Source organism: Streptomyces thermodiastaticus (assembly GCF_014656135.1).
GTDB lineage: Bacteria > Actinomycetota > Actinomycetes > Streptomycetales > Streptomycetaceae > Streptomyces > Streptomyces thermodiastaticus.
Genome location: NZ_BNBV01000004.1, coordinates 276,512 through 299,676, shown reverse-complemented (window position 1 = coordinate 299,676; position 23,165 = coordinate 276,512). Strand labels below are relative to the sequence as shown.

Sequence of the window (23,165 nt, the reverse complement as noted above, 5' to 3'; positions counted from 1 at the left end):
ATGGCCTTCCGGGAGATCAACGCCAAGATGATCGAGGCCACGGTGGTGCCGGGGCGGCGGCTGTTCAGCCGGCGCGGGGCGATGCTGGCCTACCGGGGCGAGGTGTCGTTCACCCCGAACCTCACGTCGGGCCCAGGCGGGGTGATGTCCGTGCTCGGGCGGCGGATCGCCGGGGAGGCGGCACCGCTGATGACCGTCGAGGGCAGCGGCACCGTGTACTTCGGGCACGGCGGGCATCACGTGCACGTCGTCCGGCTCACGGGCGACACGCTGTACGTGGAGGCGGACCGGCTGCTCGCCTTCGAGGACACGCTGGAGCAGGGCACGGTGTTCCTGGGCGCGCAGGGCGGGGTGAGGGGCCTGGTGCGGGGACAGGCCACCGGTCAGGGGCTGTTCACGACCACTCTGACGGGGCACGGAACCGTGGCCGTGATGGCGCACGGGGGTGTCTTCGAGGTGCCGGTCCGTCCGCAGCGGCCGGTCCATGTGGATCCGCAGGCCTACGTCGCCCACCACGGCGACGTGCGCAACCGGCTGTCGACGGCCGTGGGCTGGCGGGAGCTGGTGGGCCGCGGTTCGGGTGAGGCGTTCCAGCTCGAACTGAGCGGCACGGGCGTGGTGTTGGTCCAGGCGTCGGAGGAGAAGCTGTGAACGGACCCGTGGTGTACGACCCGGTGACGCTGCCGGCCGACGACAACGTCGACCCGTACACCTTCTGCGTGGAGCTGTCGGGGACGCGGTGGTTCCTGCAGAAGGGGAAGATGATCGCCTACTACGGGTCGATCGCGTTCGACGGGGTGGGGCACGGGCGGCTGGACCGGCTGGTGCGGACCTCGTTCCATTCGCCCCTGCACGCGGCCGACTGGGTGGTCGCGGAGGGCTCGGGCAAGATGCTGCTCGCCGACCGCGCCTTCGACGTCAACTCCTACGACCTCGACGACGGCAACCTGACCATACGCTCCGGGAACCTGCTCGCCTTCCAGCCGAGCCTGTCCCTCAAACAGTCGATCGTGCCGGGTTTCGTGACCCTGATCGGCACCGGGACGTTCGTCGCCGCGTCGAACGGACCGGTGGTGTTCATGGAACTCCCGCTCCGGGTGGACCCCCAGGCGCTCGTCGGCTGGGCCGACTGCCCCTCCCCGTGCCACCACTACGACCACGGGTATCTGACCGGGGTGCTGGGCGGTGTGCGCGCGCTGACGGGTATCGGCGGGCCCTCCGGGGAGGAGCACCAGTTCGAGTTCGTGGGCGCCGGAACGGTGCTGCTGCAGTCCAGCGAGGCGCTGATGCCCGAGCAGCCGACGGGCGCGGCGCCGGACGAGCCGGGGGTACCCGGTCCCGCGGCGACGTCCGGGGACCGTGGCCCGCAGGGCGGCGTACCGCGACTTCCCGGACAGCTCGGAGATCTCCAGCGCCGCTTCGGGCTGTGAGCGGTAGTCTGCACACCGTGACGGCTCGAACGCCTGCGCGCCGCCACACGATCCTTGCTCGTCCGGAATTCAACCATTAGGTAGACTTCATCCATGGAGACCGAGACGGCCACGCGCTGGCTGACCGATGCGGAGCAATGCGCCTGGCGTACCCATCTGGACGTCAACAGGCTGTTGACGTACCAGCTGGAGAGGGACCTGCAACCGTTCGGCCTGACGTTGAACGACTACGAGATCCTCGTGCATCTGTCGGAGTCGGAGGACGTGCGGATGCGGATGAGCGACCTCGCGGCCGCCACGCTGCAGTCCAAGAGCCGCCTCTCGCACCAGATCACGCGCATGGAGAACGCGAACCTGGTGCGCCGTGAGAACTGCGAGTCCGACCGCCGGGGCCTGTACGCGGTCCTCACCGAGCACGGCATGGAGACCATGCGGAAGGTCGCTCCGCACCACGTCGCCTCCGTGCGCCGGCACTTCATCGACCTGCTGGAGCCCGAGCAGCTGGCCCAGCTCGACAAGGCGCTCAAGCCGATCGCGGAGCACCTGCGCGCCCAGCGCGGACGCCCCTGAGCGGCCGGGCGCCGGGAGGGGGCAGCCGTCCCGGCGCGTCGCGCGGCCCCGGTGGCCGGCGGGCCGCCCCGACGCGCCCCGGTGGGCCGGACGCGGCCCGCGCCGCCCGGCCGGGCGGCCGGCCCTCACCGGTCACGAGAACGGGGGCCTTCCGCATCCGGTGGAGGCCGCCCTCCTCCGGATGCGGAAGGCCCTTCGTCGCGTCGTGGACGCCGTCAGCTCTCGGTCAGGCCCGTCACCAGTTCGTCGGCCGCGCGGTACGGGTCCAGCTCGCCCGCCACGATCCGCGCCGCCAGGGCGCTGAGGCGGCGGTCGCCGTGCAGATCGCCGATGCGCTCGCGCAGCGCGGTCACCGCGATCGTCTCCACCTCGCGGGCCGCACGGGCCAGCCGGCGCTCGGCGAGCACCCCGCGCTCCTCCATCCACGCCCGGTGCTTCTCCAGGGCCTGCACGACCTCGTCCACGCCCTCCCCGCGGGCGGCGACCGTCTTGACGATGGGCGGCCGCCAGTCGCCGGGAGCGCGGGCCTCGCCCAGGCCCAGCATGTGGTTCAGCTCGCGGGCGGTGGCGTCGGCACCGTCCCGGTCGGCCTTGTTGACCACGTACACGTCGCCGATCTCCAGGATGCCCGCCTTGGCCGCCTGGATGCCGTCGCCCATGCCCGGGGCCAGGAGGACCACGCTCGTGTCCGCCTGGGAGGCGATCTCCACCTCCGACTGGCCCACGCCCACCGTCTCGACCAGGATCACGTCGCAGCCGGCCGCGTCCAGGACCCGGATGGCCTGCGGGGCCGCCCAGGCCAGGCCGCCCAGATGGCCCCGGGTGGCCATGGAGCGGATGTACACCCCGGGGTCCGAGGCGTGCTCCGACATCCGCACCCGGTCCCCGAGCAGCGCACCGCCGGAGAAGGGCGAGGACGGGTCGACGGCGAGCACTCCGACCCGCTTGCCCTGCTTGCGGTAGGCCGTGACCAGCGCGGAGGTCGACGTGGACTTGCCGACGCCGGGCGCGCCGGTCAGGCCGACGACGTAGGCGTTGCCGGTCAGCGGCGCGAGCGCCGCCATGACCTCCCTGAGCTGCGGCGACGCCCCCTCCACCAGGGAGATCAGCCGGGCCACGGCCCGCGGTCGGCCTTCCCTGGCCTGGGCCACCAGTGAGGAGACGTCCTGCATCACAGCTCCGTTCACGTCTGCGTCGTCTTCGTCCGCCGTACGGGGCCGCCGGGCCCCCAACGGCGCTTCAGCCGGCCCGGCCGGGCCGGCAGACAGGCTCCCTCACGCCCGGGGCACCCGCAGGATCAGCGCGTCGCCCTGGCCGCCGCCGCCGCACAGCGCCGCCGCGCCGACGCCGCCGCCGCGCCGCTTCAGCTCCAGCGCCAGGTGCAGCACCAGACGGGCGCCGGACATCCCGATCGGGTGACCCAGCGCAATCGCGCCACCGTTCACATTCACCTTTTCGGTGGATACCCCGAGGTCCTTCATGGACTGCACGGCGACGGCCGCGAACGCCTCGTTGATCTCGATGAGGTCCAGGCCGGAAACCTCAAGGCCCTCCTTCTTCAGGGCGTGCCGGATCGCGTTGGACGGCTGCGAGTGCAGCGAGTTGTCCGGGCCGGCCACATTGCCGTGGGCGCCGATCTCGGCGATCCACTCCAGGCCCAGCTCCTCGGCCTTGGCCTTGCTCATCACCACCACGGCCGCGGCGCCGTCGGAGATCTGCGAGGAGGTCCCGGCGGTGATCGTGCCGTCCTTGGCGAAGGCCGGGCGCAGCTTGGCCAGCGTCTCGACGGTCGTGTCGGCGCGGACACCCTCGTCCTTGCTGAACAGCACCGGGTCGCCCTTGCGCTGCGGGATCTCCACCGGGGTGATCTCGGCGTCGAACAGGCCGTTCTTCTGCGCCGCGGCGGCCCGCTGGTGGGACAGCGCGGCGAACTCGTCCTGCTCGGTGCGCGTGATGCCCAGGCGGCCGTTGTACTTTTCCGTGGACTCGCCCATGGCGATGCCCTCGAAGGAGTCGGTCAGCCCGTCGTGGGCCATCGCGTCGAGCATCTGCACCGCGCCGTACTTGAAGCCCTCACGGGACTTCGGCAGCAGGTGCGGGGCGTTGGTCATGGACTCCTGGCCGCCGGCGACGACGATGTCGAATTCACCCGCGCGGATCAGCTGGTCGGCGAGGGCGATCGCGTCCAGGCCGGACAGGCACACCTTGTTGACCGTGAGCGCCGGGACGCTCATCGGGATGCCGGCCTTGACCGCGGCCTGCCGGGCGGGGATCTGGCCGGCGCCCGCCTGCAGCACCTGCCCCATGATCACGTACTGCACCTGGTCGGCGCCGATCCCGGCGCGGTCGAGGGCGGCCTTGATGGCGATGCCGCCGAGGTCGGCGCCGGAGAAAGACCTCAGCGAGCCCAGCAGCCGCCCCATGGGCGTACGGGCGCCCGCGACGATGACCGAGCTGTTCGTTCCCGAGGTTCCAGAAGGCATGAGCTGCGTCCCCTTACCGGCCTGCTCGGCCCGAGGAGTGAACGAGGGTTTACTTCGAATGTACTGAGCGGTACCGCACCCGTCATCGGCCTTTCAGTGTGATCGCGCGCACGTTGCGTAACCATCCGCGGGGCGCTCCACTGAAACCATGCTGACGCGAATCGACCACATCGGGATCGCCTGCCACGACCTCGACGCCACCGTCGAGTTCTACCGGACCACCTACGGATTCGAGGTGTTCCACACCGAGGTCAACGAGGAGCAGGGCGTACGCGAGGCCATGCTCAAGATCAACGATACGTCGGACGGCGGCTCCTCCTACCTCCAGCTGCTGGAACCCACCCGGGAGGACTCGGCGGTCGGCACATGGCTCGCCAAGCACGGGGAGGGCGTCCACCACATCGCCTTCGGCACCCCGGACGTCGACGGCGACGCCGCCGAGATCCGCGACAAGGGCGTGCGCGTGCTCTACGACGAGCCGCGGCGCGGCACCATGGGGTCCCGGATCACCTTCCTGCACCCCAAGGACTGCCATGGCGTCCTCACAGAACTGGTCACGTCGGCGCGAGTTGAGCCGGACGAGCACTGACCGACATACATAAGGGCCGGTAGGGTTGGGGGCGGTCGTTCTCGCACCGAGGGCGGCCGCTTGCCGGGGTCCGGGTTTCGGGGGACGGGCGGTGGGGCAACAGCTCATGCTCCGCCGCGGATCTGACACCATTCCCCGGGGGCCCCGTTCGGCGGATGGACGGAGCTCGTTTCACAAGCTTGCGACCAGGGGACGGATGGGACCGCGCAGTGCGGGGCTACGAACGCCAGGAGCGAGAGCCGGCGGCTGACGTCGACCACCTGACTCGGTTCGAGGCCGAGATGGAACGGCTGAAGACCGAGCGGGAGAAGGCGATCCAGCACGCCGAGGACCTCGGCTACCAGGTCGAGGTGCTGCGCGCCAAGCTGCACGAGGCGCGGCGTGCTCTCATGCTCCGGCCCGCCTACGACAGCGCCGACATCGGCTACCAGGCCGAGCAGCTGCTGCGCAACGCGCAGATGCAGGCCGACCAGATCCGCGCGGACGCCGAGCGCGAACTGAGCGAGGCGCGGGCACAGACCCAGCGGATCCTGCAGGAGCACGCCGAGCAGGCCGCACGGCTGCAGGCGGAGCTGCACCAGGAGGCGGTCACCCGCCGCCAGCAGCTGGACCAGGAGCTGGCCGAGCGCCGGCGCACCGTGGAGTCCCACGTCAACGAGAACGTGGCGTGGGCCGAGCAGCTGCGCGCCCGCACCGAGCAGCAGGCCCGCCGGCTGCTGGAGGAGTCCCGGGCGCAGGCCGAGCAGGCGATGGCCGCCGCCCGCGCGGAGGCCGAGCGGCTGACCGCCGAGGCCCGGCAGCGGCTGCGGAACGAGGCCGAGGCGGCCCGCGCCGAGGCGGACCAGCTGCTGCGCCGGGCCCGTGCCGACGCCCAGCGGATGCTGGACGCCGCCTCCGCCCAGGCCCAGGAGGCCACCGACCACGCCGAGCAGCTGCGCAGCGCCGCGCTCGGCGAGTCCGAGGCCGCCCGCCGGCAGGCCGCCGAGCTGAGCCGGGCCGCCGAGCAGCGGATGGCCGAGGCCGAGGAGGCGCTGCGCAAGGCGCAGGCCGAGGCGGAGAAGACGGTCGCCGAGGCCAAGGAGGCCGCGGCGAAGGCGCTGGCGAGCGCCGAGTCGGCCAACGAGCAGCGCACCCGGGTCGCCAAGGAGCAGGTCGCCCGGCTGGTGGAGGAGGCCACCAAGGAGGCCGAGAGCACCCGCGCCGAGGCCGAGCAGCTGGTCGCGGACGCCCGCGCGGAGGCGGAGAAGATCGTCGCCGAGGCCGCGGAGAAGGCCCGTACGGTCAGCGCGGAGGAGGCCGCCACCCAGCTGTCGAAGGCGGCGAAGCAGGCCGAGGACGTCCTGAACAAGGCCTCCGAGGAGGCGCGGCGCACCACGAAGGAGGCCGCCGAGGAGGCCGAGCGCATCCGCAGCGAGGCGGAGGCCGAGGCGGACCGGCTGCGCGCCGAGGCGCACGAGATCGCCGAGCAGCTCAAGGGCGCGGCCAAGGACGACACCGAGGAGTACCGCGCCAAGACCGTCGAGCTGCAGGAGGAGGCCCGCCGGCTGCGCGGCGAGGCGGAGCAGCTGCGCGCCGAGGCGGTCACCGAGGGTGAGAAGATCCGCGCCGAGGCCCGGCGCGAGGCCGTGGCGCAGATCGAGGAGGCGGCCAAGACCGCCGAGGAGCTGCTGGCCAAGGCCAAGGCGGACGCCGACGAGCTGCGCCGGACCGCCACCGCGGACAGCGAGAAGGTCCGCACCGAGGCCATCGAGCGCGCCACCACGCTGCGCCGGCAGGCCGAGGAGACCCTGGAGCGCACCCGCAAGGAGGCCGAGCGGCAGTGCGCCGAGGCCGAGGAGCGGGCCGAGGCCGTCAAGGCGGACGCCGAGCGCGCCGCCCGCGAGCTGCGCGAGGAGACCGAGCAGGCGCTGGCGGCCCGGCAGGCGGAGGCCGCCGAGGAGCTGACCCGGCTGCACACCGAGGCCGAGGAGCGCCTGGCCTCGGCCGAGCAGGCGCTGGCCGACGCCCGTGCGGAGGCCGACCGGATCCGCCGCGAGGCCGCCGAGGAGGCCGACCGGCAGCGCACCGAGTCCGCCGAGCGGATCCGCACCCTGCAGCAGCAGGCCGAGGAGGAGGCCGACCGGCTGCGCACCCAGGCCGCCGCGGACGCCTCCGCCTCCCGCGCGGAGGGCGAGGCCGTGGCCGTGCGGCTGCGGTCGGAGGCGGCCGCCGAGGCCGAGCAGCTGAAGACCGAGGCCCAGGAGACCGCCGACAAGGTGCGCGCGGAGGCGCAGGCCGCCGCCGAGCGGCTGGGCGCGGAGGCGTCGGAGACACTGGCCGCCGCCCAGGAGGAGGCGGCCCGGCGCCGCCGCGCCGCCGAGGAGCTGCTCGCCGCCGCCCGCGAGGAGTCGGACCAGGAGCGCGAACGGGCCCGGGAGCAGAGCGAGGAGCTGCTGGCCGCCGCCCGCACCCGGGTGGAGGAGGCGCAGGCCGAGGCCACCCGGCTGGTGGAGGAGGCCGACCGGCGGGCCGGCGAGACGGTCGCCGCGGCCGAGCAGCACGCCCAGCAGGTACGGGACTCCGTGGCCGGGCTGCAGGAGCAGGCCCAGGAGGAGATCGCCGGGCTGCGGTCGGCGGCCGAGCACGCGGCGGAGCGCACCCAGCGGGAGGCCCAGGAGGAGGCCGACCGGGTCCGCGCCGACGCCTACGCCGAGCGGGAGCGGGCCGGCGAGGACGCCGCCCGGATGCGCCGCGAGGCGCAGGAGGAGGCCGAGGAGGCCCGCGAGCTGGCCGAGCGCACGGTGACGGAGGCGGCCGAGGAGGCCGAGCGGATCCGCAAGGACGCCGCCGAGCACGCCCAGCGGGTGCGCACCGAGGCCTCCGACACCATCGCCCAGGCCGAGCAGGACGCCGCGCGCACCCGGGCGGACGCCCGCGGGGACGCCAACCGCATCCGCTCGGACGCGGCCACCCAGGCGGACACCCTCATCTCCGAGGCGCGCTCGGAAGCCGAGCGACTGCAGACGCGGACGGCCGAGGAGGCCGAGCGCCTGCGCACCGAGGCGGCCGAGGAGGCCGAACGGGTCCGCACCGAGGCGAACACCGAGGCCGAGCAGGTCCGCACCGAGGCGGCCGAGGAGGCCGAGCGCCTGCGCACCGAGGCGGCCGAGGAGGCCGAACGGGTCCGCACCGAGGCGGCCGCCGAGGCGGACAGGCTCGTCTCGGACGCCACCGGGGAGGCCGAGCGGCTGCGTGCCGAGGCGGCCGAGCTGCTCCGCTCGGTGCAGGAGCGTGCCGAGCGGATCCGCACCGACTCCGACCGGCTCAAGGCGGAGGCGGAGGCCGAGGCCGAACGCACGCTGGCCAAGGCCCGCAAGGAGGCCGAGCGCACCCTGGACGAGGCGCGCGAGGACGCCAACAAGCGGCGGTCGGAGGCGGCCGAGCAGGTCGACAAGCTGATCACGGAGACCACCGCCGAGGCCGACAAGCTGCTCGCCGAGGCGCAGGCGACCGCGGTGAAGACCACGGCGGACGCCGAGGCGCAGGCCGACACCATGGTGGGTGCGGCCCGCCAGGAGGCCGAGCGGATCGTCAAGGAGGCGACCGTCAAGGGCAACACCCTGGTGGAGAAGGCCCGCACCGACGCCGACGAGCTGCTGGTCGGTGCCCGCCGGGACGCCACCCAGATCCGCGAGCGCGCCGAGGAGCTGCGCGAGCGCATCACCACGGAGATCGAGGAGCTGCACGAGCGGGCCCGCCGCGAGGCCGCCGAGACGATGAAGTCGACCGGCGACCGCTGCGACGCGCTGATCAAGGCGGCCGAGGAGCAGCTGGCCAAGGCGGAGGCCAAGGCGAAGGAGATCGTCTCGGAGGCCAACTCCGAGGCGGGCAAGGTCCGTATCGCCGCGGTGAAGAAGGCCGAGGGCCTGCTGAAGGAGGCCGAGCAGAAGAAGGCCAAGCTGATCACGGAGGCCGAGAAGCTGAAGGCCGAGGCGGTCCGCGAGGCCCGGCGCACCGTGGAGGAGGGCCGGCGCGAGCTGGAGATCCTGATGCGCCGCCGCGAGGACATCAACGCCGAGATCTCTAGGGTGCAGGACGTCCTGGAGGCGCTGGAGTCCTTCGAGGCGCCCTCGGCCGGCAAGGACGGCGGTGTGAAGGCGGGCGCGACGGTGGGTGCCCCCAGGGCGGGTGGCAAGCCGTCAGAGCGGTAGCGTATAAGGGGAGTTCCGGGCTCCGGCGGGGGCGCGTCCGGAGGTTCGGCCTGCTCCCAGGCCGTGTTCGTGGCATCGCGTCGTCCGCCCGGGAGGCGGCAGACAAGACCTCACGGACAGGGCTCAGGCAAGGCCTCCGGCGGTCAGCCACTCAAAAGAGGTGTCATTCTCCAGATCAAACATGTATCCGCTCGATGACACACCGCTTCGGCCCCTAGGATTCGACCTATCACCTCACCGGTCTCATTCGACAGGAACCCCATGAGCGACACTTCCCCCTACGGCTTCGAGCTTGTGCGGCGTGGGTACGACCGCGCGCAGGTGGACGAACGCATCGCCAAGCTCGTCTCCGACCGCGACAGTGCTCTCGCCCGCATCACCGCTCTGGAGAAGCGCATCGAGGAACTCCACCTCGAAACGCAGAACGCCCAGGCCCAGGTCGCCGACGCCGAACCGTCCTACGCGGGTCTCGGTGCCCGGGTCGAGAAGATCCTGCGCCTGGCCGAGGAAGAGGCCAAGGAGCTGCGTGAGGAGGCCCGGCGCGCCGCCGAGCAGCAGCGCGAGCTCGCCGAGGCGTCGGCCCAGCAGGTCCGCAACGACGCCGAGGCGTACGCCGCCGAGCGCAAGGCGAAGGCCGAGGAAGAGGGCGTGCGGATCGTCGAGAAGGCGAAGTCGGACGCCGCCCAGCTGCGTGCCGAGGCCCAGAAGGACGCGCAGTCCAAGCGTGAGGAGGCGGACGCCCTCTTCGAGGAGACCCGCGCCAAGGCCGCGCAGGCCGCCGCCGACTTCGAGACCAACCTCGCCAAGCGCCGCGAGCAGTCCGAGCGCGACCTGGCCGCCCGCCAGGCCAAGGCGGAGAAGCGGCTGGCCGAGATCGAGCACCGGGCGGAGCAGCTGCGCCTGGAGGCGGAGAAGCTGCGCACCGACGCCGAGCGCCGGGCCCGCCAGACCGTCGAGACCGCGCAGCGGCAGGCCGAGGACATCGTGGCCGACGCCAACGCCAAGGCGGACCGCATCCGTTCGGAGTCCGAGCGCGAGCTGGCGGCCCTGACCAACCGCCGCGACTCCATCAACGCCCAGCTGACCAACGTCCGCGAGATGCTGGCCACGCTCACCGGTGCGGCGGTGGCCGCCTCCAGCTCGCCGTCCGAGAAGGAGTCCACCTCCCGCGGGGTTCCGGCCCAGCAGTCCAGGTGACGTGACGGGGTGAGGGAGTAGCACCCGCTCACGCAGAGACCGTACCGCGCGAAGCCCTTCGCCGCCTTCCGGTGGCGAGGGGCTTCGTCCGCGTCTAGCGTGGCCGCATGATCGAGCTCTCGGGGCTGACCAAGCGCTACGGCGAGAAGGTGGCGGTGGACGACCTGACGTTCACCGTGCGGCCTGGTGTGGTCACGGGATTCCTCGGACCGAACGGCGCCGGCAAGTCCACGACCATGCGGATGATTCTCGGCCTGGACCACCCCACCGCGGGGGACGTGCGCATCGACGGACGGCAGTACCACGAGCTGCCCGATCCGCTGACGTACATCGGGGCCCTGCTGGACGCGAAGGCCGTGCACGGCGGGCGCACGGCCCGCAGCCATCTACTGTGGCTGGCGCAGAGCAACGGCATCCCCGCCCACCGGGTGGACACGGTGCTCGAGACGGTGGGGCTGACGGCGGTCGCCCGCAAGAAGGCCAAGGGGTTCTCGCTCGGGATGAGCCAGCGGCTCGGCATCGCGGCGACGCTGCTCGGCGATCCCCGGATCCTGATGTTCGACGAGCCGGTCAACGGCCTGGACCCCGAGGGCATCCACTGGATCCGCAGTCTCATGAAGTCGCTGGCCGCCGAGGGACGCACCGTGTTCGTCTCCAGTCACCTGATGAGCGAGATGGCGCTGACCGCGGACCATCTGATCGTCATCGGGCAGGGCAGGCTGCTCGCGGACACCTCGATGGCGGACTTCGTGGCGGACAACGCCCACGCCCGGGTCCGTATCCGCACCCCCGACCGGGAGCGGCTGCTGGACGCGCTGCACGGGGCCGGCATCACCGCGCAGGACGCCGAGGACGGGGTGCTGGAGATCGAGGGCGACGCGGCGGAGCGCATCGGGGAGCTGGCCGCCGAGCACCGGATCGTGCTGCACGAGCTGAGCGTGCGCCGGTCCTCCCTGGAGGAGGCGTTCATGCGGCTGACGGCCGGGTCGGTGGAGTACCACGCGCAGGGCGCACCGCCCGCACCACCGTGGGGTGCCGAAGGTGCGGCGGCGGCCTTCGGGGCCGGGAAACAGGCCGTGGCGCGGACGAGCGCGGAGGGCTGAGCGATGACGGTGATGCGGGTCGCCCGGTCCGAGTGGACCAAGATCCGGTCGGTGGCGTCCACGGCATGGACGCTGTCCCTGGCAGTGGTCGTCACCCTCGCCCTGGGCATGCTGATCTCCGCGTTGTCGCGGCGCGAGTCCGGCTCCATGGACCCGCGTGCCCGGCTGTCCTTCGACCCGACCCTGGTCGCCTTCGCGGGCATGACGCTGGGGCAGCTGGCGATGATCGTGTTCGGGGTGCTGGTGGTGTCCTCCGAGTACAGCACCGGCATGATCCGCACCTCGCTGGCCGCGGTCCCGCGCCGGGGGGTGTTCCTGGCGAGCAAGATCGCCGTCGCCACCGCCCTCGCCCTGGTGGTGGGCATGGCCACGAGCTTCGCCGCCTTCTTCCTCGGGCAGGCGATGCTCGGCCCGCTGGGGACGTCGCTGGGCGAGCCAGGGGTGCTGCGGGCGGTCGTCGGCGGCGGCCTGTACATGACGCTGATCGCCGTGTTCTCCATGGGCATCGCCACGATGCTGCGCTCGCCGCTGCTGTCGCTGGGCATCCTGATGCCCTTCTTCTTCCTGATCTCCAACATCCTCGGCAACGTCTCGGCCACGAAGAAGGTGGGCCGGTTCCTGCCCGACCAGGCCGGCAGCCGGATCATGGAGGTCGTCCCCCGGGCCGCGGACGACACACCGTACGGGCCGTGGGGCGGCCTGGGGATCATGGTGCTGTGGGTGGTGGCGGCCCTCGCGGGCGGCTACGCCGTCCTGCGCCGGCGCGACGCCTGACGGTCCCCGCCCGGCGGCGGGACCGGTCGTCTTGGCCAGAACCGCACACGCCCCGATATTGTCCTAGGACTTGTGAGGGCGGTGCGGCGCCCCGCTGTCCTGAACGTCGGGACGAGCACCTTCCGATGGGACCGGAGCATGATCGAGGCAGTCGGGCTGACCAAGCGCTACGGCGACAGAACCGCGGTGGACGACCTCACCTTCACGGTGCGGCCCGGGGCCGTGACCGGCTTCCTAGGTCCCAACGGCTCCGGCAAGTCCACGACCATGCGGATGATCCTCGGCCTGGACAACCCCACCTCCGGCACCGTGACCATCGGGGGGCTGCCCTACCGGAAGCTGCCCAACGCGGCCCGCCAGGTGGGCGCCCTGCTCGACGCCCGGGCCGTGCACGGCGGCCGCACCGCACGCGACCATCTGCTGTCCCTGGCCCAGCTGTCGGGCATCCCGGCCCGCCGGGTGGACGAGGTGCTGGACGTGGTCGGTCTGCGGGACGTGGCCGGCAAGCGCACCAAGGACTTCTCCCTGGGCATGGGGCAGCGGCTCGGCATCGCCGCGGCCCTGCTCGGCGACCCGCAGGTGCTGCTGTTCGACGAGCCGGTCAACGGCCTGGACCCCGAGGGCATCTACTGGGTGCGCAACCTGATGAAGGAACTGGCCGCCGAGGGGCGCACCGTGTTCGTCTCCAGTCATCTCATGAGCGAGATGGCGCAGACCGCCGATCACCTCATCGTCATCGGACGCGGGCGGCTGCTCGCCGACATGAGCGTGCGGAACTTCATCGCCGCGAACTCCGCCGGTTTCGCCCGGGTGCGCACCCCCGGCTCCGAGCCGGAGCAGCGCGAGAGGCTGACCGCGGCGCTGACCGAGGCCGGCGGGCAGGTGCTGCCCGAGCCGGACGGGGCGCTGCGGGTGACCGGGCTGCCGCTGCCGCGCATCAGCGATCTCGCCCACGGGGCCGGCGTGCGGCTGTGGGAGCTGTCGCCGCACCAGGCCTCGCTGGAGGAGGCGTACATCCGGCTGACGCAGAGCGCGGTCGACTACCGCTCGACCGCCGACCCGAAGGCCGGGCTGACGGAGCCGCTGCCGCCCGGCGCCGAGCCGCCGCTGCCCGTCCCCGGCCAGGGACAGCCCGGCTGGTTCGTCCCGCCACCGTCGCAGGATCCCGCGACGGCCGGCGCCGCGCCCGGTCCGCAGGACGGCACCGCCCGCCCCTTTCCTGCCCCGACCACGTCCGAGGACCCCCGATGAGCACGCCCGAGAGGCCGGCACCGCCGGGCCCGCCGTCCGCCGCCCAGGCGGTCACGCCCGATCCGTACTCCGGTTACACCTCGCCCATCCCCGTGGTGCGCACCCACCTCGGGCACGCGGTCGCCGCGGAGTGGACGAAGATCAGATCGGTGCGCTCCACGCGGTGGACGCTCGGGGTGTACGTGCTGCTGGTGGTCGGGACCGGACTGCTGGTCGGCCTGGGGGTCGCCGCGTCCTCGGCGGACCTGCGCGGGGAGAAGAACACGCTGTCGCTGGGCATCGTCGGGCTGCTCGTCGGCAGCGTCTGCCTCGTCACGCTCGGTGCGCTGACCACGACCTCCGAGTACAGCACGGGCCTGATCCGCACCACGATGACCACGTGCCCCAGCCGGGTCCGGGTGCTCCTGGCAAAGGCCGTGGTGTTCTTCCTGCTGGCCTTCACGGTGACCCTGGTGTGCAGCACGCTCGTCGGCTTCCTGCAGACGTCCCTGCTGTCCGGCAGCGGCGCCCCGCGGCCCACCGGCGGTCAGTGGCTCAGGGCCACGGTCGGCGTCAGTTGCTTCCTGGCCCTGCTCGGGCTGGTCTCGCTGCTGGTCGGCTCGATGCTGCGGCATGCGGCGGCCGCCATCACCGTCATGATCGGCGTCGTGCTCGCGCCGCTGGTGCTCGCGCTGTTCATGACCGCGCGGTCGCTGCGGACGGTGCGCACCGGCCTGCTGCACTACTCCGTCCCGACCCAGCTGAGCGTTTTCTACACCGGCCGCCTGGGAGACTCGGGCCCCGCGGGCTGGGACCCGGTGTGGATCATGCTGGGCGTGGCCGCCGTCGCCTTCGCGGGCGCCTGGGCGCTGCTGAACCGGCGGGACGTGTAGGGACGTCTGGGGACGTCGCCGTTCCCCGCGCGGTCCCCGCGGCCGTGCGGGAACCGGTTCAGTAGCGCGGCGCGTTGCGGGACCGCTGCACCCGTGCGCTGCGGCGGTCCCGGGCGTTCCAGCAGGCCTTGTGCCAGTGCCGGCGGTCGTCCACCCCGGCGTACTCGGGCCAGGCCACCACGTGCGGGACGCCGGAGCCGATCAGCTGGTCGCAGCCCGGGCAGCGGTAGGTCTTGCCGGCGGCGCTGGCCCCGGCGACATGGCGCACGCTCCACGCCTCGCCCTGCCAGCTCTCCGTGAACTGCCAGCCGCCGTAGCGCTGTGCGGCGTCGTCCTCGGCGCTCCAGCCGGCGGAGCCGGAACCCTTGGGGCGGTTGCGACGCGGAGACACGGAACACCTCACCGAGTTGGGGCAGCGGGACACGTCCGCTCCAGCGTACGCGCCACGGCCGGACGGCCGGGCGTGCGGCACCCGAGTGCGGCCGTGCCGCCGGCGGCGCCCGACGGGCGGGCGCCCGGCGCACCACAGTGCGGGCAGACCATCCGCCGATCCGTCCGGCCGTGTCCTCGGCACGTGTCATCCGGTTATGCGTGAGTGGGGGAGCTCCGTGTCGGAGCCGAGGAAGCAGGAAAGCAATGCACGTCGGAAGCTTCGTGGTGGCCGCCCAGTTCCCCGGGCAGGGCCAAGGGGAGGCGCTGCACCGGGCGGTGCGCACCGCCGAGGTCGCCGAGCAGGCCGGGCTGGACGCGGTCTGGCTGGCCGAGCACCACTTCGTGCCGTACGGGACGTGCCCGTCGGCCATCACCCTCGCCGCGCTGCTGCTGGGCCGCACCCGCACCCTGCGGGTGGGCACGGCAGTCAGTGTGCTGACCACCGCGCATCCGGTCGCGCTCGGCGAGCAGGCCGCACTGCTGCATGTGACGAGCGGCGGACGGTTCTCGCTGGGCGTGGGGCGCGGCGGGCCGTGGGTGGACCTGGAGGTGTTCGGGGCGGGCGTCGAGGCGTACGAGTCGGGATTCCCCGAATCACTCGATCTGCTGATGCGCTGGCTGCGCGAGCCGTCGGTGTCGGCCGACGGGGAGCGGTTCCGTTTCCGTGCGGTGCCCGTCGTGCCTCGCCCGTCCCAGGCGCTGACCGACGCACCGGGCCCGGAGGTCGTCGTCGCGTGCACCTCGCCGGCGAGCGTCCGCCTGGCCGCCGAACGCGGTCTGCCGATGCTGCTCGGCATGCACGCCGGAGACGAGGAGAAGGCCGAGATGGTCGCCCTGTGGCGGCGTGCGGCCCGCGAGGCCGGGCGCGGCGAGGAGGAGATCCGCGGCGCCGCACATGTCTCGGCGGGCGTCTGCCAGATCGCCGACCGGAGCACGGACGCGGTGGAGACGCTGCTGAAGGCGATGCCGGGCTGGCTCGAACAGGGTCTGGGGGCGCATAGGACGGTGGACGGCCGCACCCGCCGGATGCGCGATCCGCTCGCCTACACCGAACTGCTCTGCGCCTTGCACCCGGTGGGCACCCCGCAGGTGTGCGCCGACCGGCTCGCGGCCACCGCCGAGCGGACCGGGATCTCCCGTTTCGCGCTGCTCGTCGAAGGCTCCGGCGACCTCGCCGCCACCGAGGAGAACGTCCGGCGGCTCGGCGCCGAGGTGCTGCCCCGGCTGGGCGCACAGGGACGTGCCCGGGTCGGCTAGCGCTTTCACAACACGCCCTGGGCCGTGCCCGCCGCGGCCGTCCCGTACCGGCCCCGGCGTCCGCGGCCCGGTCCGCCGGACCGGCCCCGGCGGGCCGGCCGACGGGAGCGGCCTGCCGCCCCGGCACTGTGACGCGCCTCCCGCGTTCGGGGCGGCAAGCCCGCGGCCACCGCGTCAGCAGTCCCTGAGCTCGGGCGACTGGTTGAGCAGCTGGCTGCGCACCGACGTGAACCGGGCCAGCGACTCGTCGGCCGAGGCGTCCATCGGGAACACCGCCACCCGGTGGCAGTTCTGGAAGGCCAGCCGCACCCCGAAGTGCCGCTGCAGCGCGCCGCGTATCGCGTCACTCGCGAGCGCACGCAGCAGCTGACCGCGCGCGTGCTCGTCCGGCGGGGGCGTCTGGTTGTCGGCGAAGTCACCGCCGTCCACCTTCAGCTGGGCCACCAGGGAGCTGATCATCTCCCATGCGTAGGGCAGGGAGGTCCGGACGCAGTCGACGAATTCCGCTTCGTCGACCTCGCCTCGCTCGGCCTTCTCGAGCAGGGCCGGTGAGACGTCGAGCGACATGGGTTCTCCTCTCGCACCCCCGATGAGCAGGGGTTGCCGGACAGATAAGAGGGAGTTCGCGATACCGAACACGGTGAGTACACACATCGCGACCACCCGTTCCTACGGTAGGCAACGAAGCGAAGGCTCACTAGGCAAATGCCCATACAGGTCAGTCGAGTTGTGTACACAATCGGCCACGAGTGAACACGGATGTTCCAGTGGAAATCGGGGCGTGGCACGGGCGGCGCACGGCGGCCGTACGTGGCCCGTGCGGGGACCGGAAGCGGGGCATCGGCGACCGAATCGCGCGCGGCGCGGTGTGTCGAGTAGCGTTGCCGACCATGCGTCTCGTCATTGCCCGATGTTCCGTCGACTACGCCGGGCGGCTCACCGCCCACCTGCCGTCAGCGCCGCGCCTGATCCTGGTCAAGGCGGACGGCAGCGTCTCGATCCACGCGGACGATCGCGCCTACAAGCCCCTGAACTGGATGTCGCCGCCGTGCACCCTCAAGGAGCAGGCCGGCGACGGGGACGGCGCCCCGGGCGTGTGGACGGTCGTCAACAAGGCGGGCGAGAAGCTCATCATCACGATGGAGGAGATCCTCCACGACTCCAGCCATGAGCTGGGTGTGGATCCCGGGCTGATCAAGGACGGCGTGGAGGCGCATCTGCAGGAGCTCCTCGCCGACCGCATCGAGACCCTCGGTGAGGGCTACACCCTCATCCGGCGCGAGTACATGACGGCCATCGGGCCGGTGGACATCCTGTGCCGCGACGGCTCGGGGCAGACCGTCGCGGTGGAGATCAAGCGGCGCGGCGAGATCGACGGGGTGGAGCAGCTCACCCGCTATCTGGAGCTGCTCAACCGCGATCCGCACCTGGCGCCGGTGCGCGGCATCTTCGCCGCCCAGGAGATCAAGCCGCAGGCGCGGGTGCTGGCGACCGACCGCGGCATCGACTGTCACGTGCTGGACTACGACGCCCTGCGGGGCATCGAGGACGACAAGCTGCGCCTGTTCTGACGGCGCCGCCGTCCTTCGGGCACAGCGGCAGAGGCCGGGTTCCGCGGGGTGCGGGACCCGGCCCCTGCCGTGCTGTCGCGGCCGCACCCGCGGCCCGGACGCCGGGGCGGTGCGGCCGCGGCGAGGCCTGCCGGTCAGGCGGCCGTCGCCGTGCCGGAGGGAGCGGCGGGGCTGTTCGCCGAGGTGCTCGTGGACGTAACGCCCGCCGAGACACCGGAGGTCGGCGAGGAGCCGCCGCCCGTCGCGTCCCCGCTGCCGCCGGATTCGCCGGAACCGCCGCCCGTGGTCGGGTCACCGCTGCCGCCGGATTCGCCGGAACCGCCGCCCGTGGTCGGATCGCCGCTGCCGCCGGATTCGCCGGAACCGCCGCCCGTGGTCGGGTCACCGCTGCCGCCGCCGGTCGGGCTGCCGGAGCCGCTGGAACCGCCGGTCTGCGAGCCGGTGCCGCCCGAGGAGCCCCCGGTATGGCTGCCGCCCGCGGAACCCGAGGAGCCGGTCGGGTCGGGCGAGGTGCCGGACGACGTGCCGCCGCCGGTCGGTTCGATGGTGTCGGAGGGCCCGGCACCGCCGCGCGTCGGCGCCGGGTCGTCCGCCGTACCCACGGTGCCGTCCGGGCCCGGGTCGGTGGGCCGCCCGGTCGCGGTGCCGACGCTGCCGTCCGCCGGGACGGCACCGCCGCCCGGGCCGCCGTCCTGCGGCGGGGTGTCGGCGCCCAGACTGCCGTCGTCCGCGCCCTGGCTGGCCGACGGGTTGACGCCGACCTTGTCGGACGGGGTGTCGGGGTCGTTGTGGGAGGTCGCGCCGAGCGTGACCACCGTGCCCAGCACGGCCGCGAGCACCGCGCCGGCGCCCGCCGCCACCAGATTGCGGCGGGCGAACGCCTTGATGCCGGTCCGCTTGGCGGCCGGGGCCGCGGCCGGCCGGGCCGCGCCCGGCGGTGCCGCGTTCGGCGGCTGGTAGGAGACCAGCGTGGCGGTGTCGCCGACGGGCGGCTTCAGCTTCGGGAACGGCGTGGTGACGGCGTCCGGCGGCGTGGCCGACTCCTCGGTGCGGGCGTCCGGCACCTCCTCCGCGGCCGGTGCGCCCCCAAGGCCCGGCACCGGCACCGCGTCCGGTCCGGACGCGGTGCCGGAGCGGTCCTCGACCAGGGCGAGCGCGCGGCGGCCGGCGACGGTGCCGCGCTTGTCGGCGACGGCCCCGCGCAGGCCGATGGAGGCCTCCAGCTCGGCCCGGGCCCGGTCCAGCAGGCCGCCGCACAGCGCGAGGATCCCCAGCTCGTGGTGGAAGTACGCCTGGCCGGCGACCTCGCCGGCGAGCCGGGAGGCCTCCGCGCCGAAGCGCAGGGCCCGCTCCCAGGCACCCCAGTCGCTTCCCGCGGCGAAGGCGGGTGCGGCGGCCCGTGCGAGCCGCACCGCGGGGCTTGCCTCGCCGTCCTCGCCCGGCCCGGCCGTCGGCACCAGCACGGCCAGCGCGGCCAGCACCGCGTCCGCCTCGGCGCACACCCGCTCGGCGCCGACCGAGGGGTGACCGGCCCACCAGGTGTAGTGCCGGGCGGCGGCGCGGGCGGTCTCCTCGCCGTCGTCGCCGTAGCCGGCGGCCTGCAGCTGGGTGAGCACACCGGCGGCGAGCCGGTAGCGGCAGCCGACCGGGGACACCAGCCCGCAGGCGACCAGCTCGCCGAGGGCCGCGTCGGCGTGGGTGTCCCCCACCAGCGCGGGCAGATGCGCCGGGTGGGGCACCTCTCCGCCGAGCGCGACGGCGAAGCGCAGCGCGGCCCGGGCGCTGGCGCTGAGCCGGGAGGCGAGCAGCGGCGCGGGTCCGGCGGCCTCGCCGAGCGAGGGCAGCGGCAGCTGTGCGCCGTCACCGCCCTCGCCCGTGCCGTCCACCGGGCCGTCGGCGGCGGAGGTGTCGGCGAACACGCCGAACTCCTCGACGGCGTCGGCGTCGGCCCGCAGCCGGTCGCGCTGGCGCAGCAGGGCGCCGGCCTGGACGAAGCGCAGCGGCAGGCCCTCGGACTCGAACCACACGTCGCCGGCCCAGTTGGCCTCCTCCTCGGTGAGGGGACGGCCCACGCCCTGCTCGACGAGCGCGATGCCGTCGGCGCGGCCGAGTCCGCCGAGGACGATCTCCTCGACCTCGAACTCGGCGGAGGCGGCGGGCACATCGGGGGTGGCCGCCATCAGGAAGGCGCACTCGGGGGTCGCGTCGAGCAGTTCGTCCAGGGCGCTGCCGCCGAACTCGAGGTCGTCCACGACGACGATCGCGCCGATCTCCCGGACGTGTTCGAGCAGTTCCTCCCGGCCGGGCCGGTACCGGGGGGCGTCGTACACGGCGTGGAACAGGTCGTGCAGCAGGTCCTCGGCCGTGCGCCGGTATCCGCTCAGGCGTACGACGCCGTCGGGCGCGAAGTCCGCGCAGTCCTCGGCGACGACGTCGAGGAGGCTGGTGCGGCCGGAGCCGGGCGCGCCGGTCAGGCGCGCGCAGCGGCCACGGGCGAGCAGCCTCACCAGCCGCTCGCGTTCCTCCCGGCGTCCCAGGAGGGGCGGGGCGGGGCGGGCGGGGCCGGGCGGGGCGGGCGGCCTCGTGGCACGGTCGGCCTCGGCGCGTGCGTCGACGGTGTACCGGGACGCCCGGCCGAACCGTTCCCCGGGCGGACAGGACTCGATCTCGCTGCCGTCGACGGGGTTGACGGTGAGCAGGAAGTCGCCCGCGACGAGCTGCACCGTGCGGACCGGTGCCGGCGCGAGGGGCGGAAAGTCGGCTGCGAGGGAATCCCTGGGCGGGCGCCGGCCCGGCGCGCGGCCGTCGCCGTCCTGGCCCTGGTCCTCGGGCTCCCGGGTGTTCGGGTCCATGGGTTCCATAGGTTCCAAGCCCCCCAAAAGCGTCTCGTGTGCTCGGGCCCGGCGGCCGGGCCCGCCCTCCCGGCCTTGCCGCACACCACGCTGTCGCTTCTGGTCCGGGCCCGCTCGAGGGTCGCGAGGCAGCGGGCGACCGAACACTAAACCTTCGCACAGTATCCCCGACAGTCCGGGGTACCGGGCCGCCCGAGACGTCACAGTCTCATGAGGATTGCGTCCGTCGTGCGCTTCGCAGCGATCCGGCACGCTCCCGGAGATCGCTCGGGTCGCCTCGCCGGCGTGCCGTCCCGCAAGGAGCCGTGCGGGGGCCGGGACGGGCGGCGGCCGCCGGGCGGTACGGGCCGCCGCCGTGTGCGCCCGGGGGTCCGTACCGCGGCTCGTTCAGGCGGGGGGTGCCGTCTGGGCGCCGAGGCCGCCCTCGATGGCCAGGATGCGGTGCAGGCGGGTGGCCACCAGCAGGCGCTGCATCTGCGGCGGTACGCCGCGCAGCACCAGACGCCGGCCGCAGCGGCCGGCGCGCCGGTGGACCCCCATGATCACACCGAGCCCGGTGGCGTCCCAGGCTTCCAGCTCTGACAGGTCCAGGATCAGGTCTCCCACGCCGTCGTCCACGGCCGAGTGCAGGGCCGCACGGGCGTCCGCCGCGCTGCGGACGTCCAGGCGGCCCCCGACGACCACCTGGGCGTGGTCGCCCCTGATGTACATATGCGCTCCCCGTGAGTGCGGTGACCTGCTCCGTGCGACGGTTGGCTGTGCACCGTCTGACTGTCCGAGCCCCGGTGCGGTTGCTGGTTGTTGGCGAACCGATACCAAAATCACCCCGAAGGGTGATACGGGTGGTGCGCCTGCGGCTCAGTACGTGTAGAAGCCCTGCCCGCTCTTGCGGCCGATGTCACCGGCGTCCACCATCCGGCGCATCAGCTCCGGCGGGGCGAACTTCTCGTCCTGGGTCTCGGTGTAGATGTTGTCGGTGGCGTGCAGCAGGATGTCGACGCCGGTGAGGTCGGCGGTGGCGAGCGGGCCCATGGCGTGGCCGAAGCCCAGCCTGCAGGCGAGGTCGATGTCCTCGGCGCTGGCCACGCCCGACTCGTACAGCTTGGTCGCCTCCACCACGAGGGCGGAGATGAGCCGGGTGGTGACGAAGCCGGCCACGTCCCGGTTGACGACGATGCAGGTCTTGCCCACGGACTCGGCGAACTCCCGCGCCGTGGCCAGGGTTTCGTCGCTGGTCTTGTAGCCGCGGACCAGCTCGACCAGCTGCATCATCGGCACCGGCGAGAAGAAGTGGACGCCCACGACCCGCTCCGGGTGCTCGGTCACGGAAGCGATCTTGGTGATCGGGATGGCGGAGGTGTTGGAGGCGAGCACGGTGTCCTCGCGCACCAGCTTGTCGAGCGTGCGGAAGATCTCGTGCTTGACGTCCAGCTTCTCGAAGACGGCCTCCACGACGACGTCGGCGTCGGCGGCGGCGTCCAGGTCGGTGGTCGGGGTGATGCGCGCGAGCGCGGCCTCGGCGTCCTCGGCGGCCAGCTTGCCCTTGCTGACGAACTTGTCGTACGAGGCCTTGATGCTGTCGGTGCCGCGCCCGAGGGCCTCGTCGGTGACGTCCCGCAGGACGACGTCCCAGCCCGCCTGCGCGGAGACCTGGGCGATGCCGGAACCCATGAGGCCGGCCCCGATGACGGCGAGTTTCCGTGCCACTGACGACTCCCCTTCGAACGACTGCGCGGGCGTGATCCGCTGTGAACGGCTGCGGCGGACCGGCTCCGCCGTATGCGCGAGGCGGTCCGCGGGAGCGCTCACCCGCTGGTGACGTAAGGCTCCTGGGCGGACCCTAGCGCCCGTTCGGGGCTGTGTGACCGGTAAGTAACGCGCGTCACGTCTCAATTGACGGACATCACACCCTCAGGTGTCAGCCGTCGCCTCGGACGGCGTAGTTGAGGACCTTCTCGCTCAACACGTCCTCGATGTCGTCGAGGAGAGCCAGGACGTCCCGGGACACCTCCTCCGGGTTGCGGCCCTTCAGCATCTCGTGGCCGATGGCGACGAAGACCGTCTGCTCGATCCAGCAGATCTGGCCGGCGATCAGCCCCGGCAGCGGATCGTCCGGCGCGGCGCCGGTCTCCTCGCGCAGCGCGGCCTCCAGGTTGGTCTTGCCCTCCTGCTGCAGGCTCCACAGCCTCGACCGCAGCGTCGGCGCCTCGTGGACGACCCGCATGAAGCGGCTGTAGCCCTCCATGAGGCCGACCCGCGGCGAGACCGCCTCGACCTCCTCGCGCAGCTCGCGCAGCACGGCCCGCGTGGCGGACTCCCCCGTGCGGCGCCCGCGCACCCAGCGGGAGAGCCGGTCCACGAGGTCGGCGGAGCGGTCGAAGAAGAGGTCCTCCTTGGCCGGGAAGTAGTTGTAGACGGTGTTCACCGAGACGTCGGCGGCCTGAGCCACGTCCGCCATCGTCACCGCCGCGAAGCCCCGCTCCAGGAACAGTCCGGTGGCGATGTCCGAGATGCGCTGCCTGGTCTGGCGCTTCTTGCGCTCCCTGAGCCCCTCTGCCATGCCCCCCATCGTAGGGGGGCACATCTTTGGCGGC

Annotated in this window: 19 protein-coding genes and 1 pseudogene; 12 read left to right on the top strand and 8 right to left on the bottom strand. The window is 73.2% G+C overall.

Annotation, left to right across the window (positions count from 1 at the left end; all coding sequences use genetic code 11):
• The 3 genes from IE286_RS06620 (at position 1) to IE286_RS06610 (ending at position 2,000) form a co-directional block, all read left to right on the top strand.
• Positions 1-651: an AIM24 family protein gene (locus IE286_RS06620; protein ID WP_189795662.1), complete on the top strand. Its 651-nt coding sequence runs from the start codon at positions 1-3 to the stop codon at positions 649-651.
• Positions 648-1,430 carry an AIM24 family protein gene (locus IE286_RS06615; protein ID WP_189795661.1) on the top strand — a complete coding sequence of 261 codons (783 nt, stop codon included), beginning with the start codon at positions 648-650 and terminating at the stop codon, positions 1,428-1,430. The genes IE286_RS06620 and IE286_RS06615 overlap by 4 nt, the downstream gene beginning before the upstream one ends.
• Before the next feature lie 93 nt (positions 1,431-1,523).
• Positions 1,524-2,000, top strand: coding sequence for a MarR family winged helix-turn-helix transcriptional regulator (locus IE286_RS06610; RefSeq protein ID WP_189795660.1), 477 nt, complete (start codon positions 1,524-1,526; stop codon positions 1,998-2,000).
• 215 nt (positions 2,001-2,215) lie between these two features.
• On the opposite strand, the gene meaB is transcribed toward IE286_RS06610, so the two are convergent.
• Both meaB and IE286_RS06600 read right to left on the bottom strand, forming a co-directional pair.
• Positions 2,216-3,172 carry a methylmalonyl Co-A mutase-associated GTPase MeaB gene (meaB, locus tag IE286_RS06605; protein WP_189795659.1) on the bottom strand — a complete coding sequence of 319 codons (957 nt, stop codon included), beginning with the start codon at positions 3,170-3,172 and terminating at the stop codon, positions 2,216-2,218.
• Positions 3,173-3,274: 102 nt separating this feature from the next.
• Complete coding sequence (locus IE286_RS06600; protein WP_189795658.1) at positions 3,275-4,483, bottom strand: acetyl-CoA C-acetyltransferase; 1,209 nt, start codon at positions 4,481-4,483, stop codon at positions 3,275-3,277.
• Positions 4,484-4,631: 148 nt separating this feature from the next.
• Between IE286_RS06600 and mce the strand changes: the two genes are divergently transcribed.
• The 7 genes and pseudogenes from mce to IE286_RS06565 all read left to right on the top strand — a co-directional run bounded on the left by mce (position 4,632) and on the right by IE286_RS06565 (position 14,459).
• Complete coding sequence (gene mce, locus IE286_RS06595) at positions 4,632-5,072, top strand: methylmalonyl-CoA epimerase (RefSeq protein WP_189795657.1); 441 nt, start codon at positions 4,632-4,634, stop codon at positions 5,070-5,072.
• A 209-nt stretch (positions 5,073-5,281) separates the two neighbouring features.
• Positions 5,282-9,262: a polarized growth protein Scy gene (scy, locus tag IE286_RS06590; protein WP_189795656.1), complete on the top strand. Its 3,981-nt coding sequence runs from the start codon at positions 5,282-5,284 to the stop codon at positions 9,260-9,262.
• A 261-nt stretch (positions 9,263-9,523) separates the two neighbouring features.
• Positions 9,524-10,459 carry a coiled-coil domain-containing protein gene (locus IE286_RS06585; RefSeq protein WP_189795655.1) on the top strand — a complete coding sequence of 312 codons (936 nt, stop codon included), beginning with the start codon at positions 9,524-9,526 and terminating at the stop codon, positions 10,457-10,459.
• Between the two features lie 107 nt (positions 10,460-10,566).
• A complete protein-coding gene (locus IE286_RS06580) occupies positions 10,567-11,562 on the top strand; it encodes an ABC transporter ATP-binding protein (protein ID WP_189795654.1) in 996 nt (331 codons plus the stop codon).
• 3 nt (positions 11,563-11,565) lie between these two features.
• The gene (locus tag IE286_RS06575; protein WP_189795653.1) at positions 11,566-12,336 is read left to right on the top strand and encodes an ABC transporter permease; all 771 of its coding nucleotides are present in this window, start codon (positions 11,566-11,568) and stop codon (positions 12,334-12,336) included.
• 138 nt (positions 12,337-12,474) lie between these two features.
• A pseudogene (locus IE286_RS06570) lies at positions 12,475-13,498 on the top strand (ABC transporter ATP-binding protein); the annotation flags it as partial.
• 85 nt (positions 13,499-13,583) lie between these two features.
• Positions 13,584-14,459, top strand: a complete 876-nt coding sequence (locus IE286_RS06565) for an ABC transporter permease subunit (RefSeq protein WP_189795651.1) — start codon at positions 13,584-13,586, stop codon at positions 14,457-14,459.
• A gap of 58 nt (positions 14,460-14,517) precedes the next feature.
• Here IE286_RS06565 and IE286_RS06560 read toward each other — a convergent pair whose 3' ends face one another.
• On the bottom strand, positions 14,518-14,850 hold the full coding sequence (locus IE286_RS06560) for an Rv1322 family protein (RefSeq protein WP_189795650.1): 333 nt from the start codon (positions 14,848-14,850) through the stop codon (positions 14,518-14,520).
• Between the two features lie 245 nt (positions 14,851-15,095).
• Here IE286_RS06560 and IE286_RS06555 point away from each other — a divergent pair, with 245 nt between their 5' ends.
• Positions 15,096-16,148 (top strand): LLM class flavin-dependent oxidoreductase, encoded by a 1,053-nt coding sequence (locus IE286_RS06555; protein WP_189795649.1) that lies wholly within the window; start codon positions 15,096-15,098, stop codon positions 16,146-16,148.
• A 174-nt stretch (positions 16,149-16,322) separates the two neighbouring features.
• On the opposite strand, the gene IE286_RS06550 is transcribed toward IE286_RS06555, so the two are convergent.
• On the bottom strand, positions 16,323-16,715 hold the full coding sequence (locus IE286_RS06550; protein ID WP_125497066.1) for an SCO5389 family protein: 393 nt from the start codon (positions 16,713-16,715) through the stop codon (positions 16,323-16,325).
• Between the two features lie 323 nt (positions 16,716-17,038).
• On the opposite strand from IE286_RS06550, the gene nucS reads away from it, so the two are divergent.
• Entirely contained in the window at positions 17,039-17,719 is a 681-nt protein-coding gene (gene nucS / locus IE286_RS06545; RefSeq protein WP_189795648.1) for an endonuclease NucS, read from the top strand.
• Between the two features lie 134 nt (positions 17,720-17,853).
• Here nucS and IE286_RS06540 read toward each other — a convergent pair whose 3' ends face one another.
• The 4 genes from IE286_RS06540 to IE286_RS06525 all read right to left on the bottom strand — a co-directional run bounded on the left by IE286_RS06540 (position 17,854) and on the right by IE286_RS06525 (position 23,131).
• Positions 17,854-20,571 (bottom strand): ATP-binding protein, encoded by a 2,718-nt coding sequence (locus IE286_RS06540; protein WP_189795647.1) that lies wholly within the window; start codon positions 20,569-20,571, stop codon positions 17,854-17,856.
• A 387-nt stretch (positions 20,572-20,958) separates the two neighbouring features.
• On the bottom strand, positions 20,959-21,282 hold the full coding sequence (locus IE286_RS06535; protein WP_189795646.1) for an STAS domain-containing protein: 324 nt from the start codon (positions 21,280-21,282) through the stop codon (positions 20,959-20,961).
• A 147-nt stretch (positions 21,283-21,429) separates the two neighbouring features.
• Entirely contained in the window at positions 21,430-22,278 is an 849-nt protein-coding gene (locus IE286_RS06530; RefSeq protein ID WP_189795645.1) for a 3-hydroxyacyl-CoA dehydrogenase family protein, read from the bottom strand.
• Positions 22,279-22,489: 211 nt separating this feature from the next.
• The gene (locus tag IE286_RS06525; RefSeq protein WP_189795644.1) at positions 22,490-23,131 is read right to left on the bottom strand and encodes a TetR/AcrR family transcriptional regulator; all 642 of its coding nucleotides are present in this window, start codon (positions 23,129-23,131) and stop codon (positions 22,490-22,492) included.
• Positions 23,132-23,165: the final 34 nt, after the last annotated feature.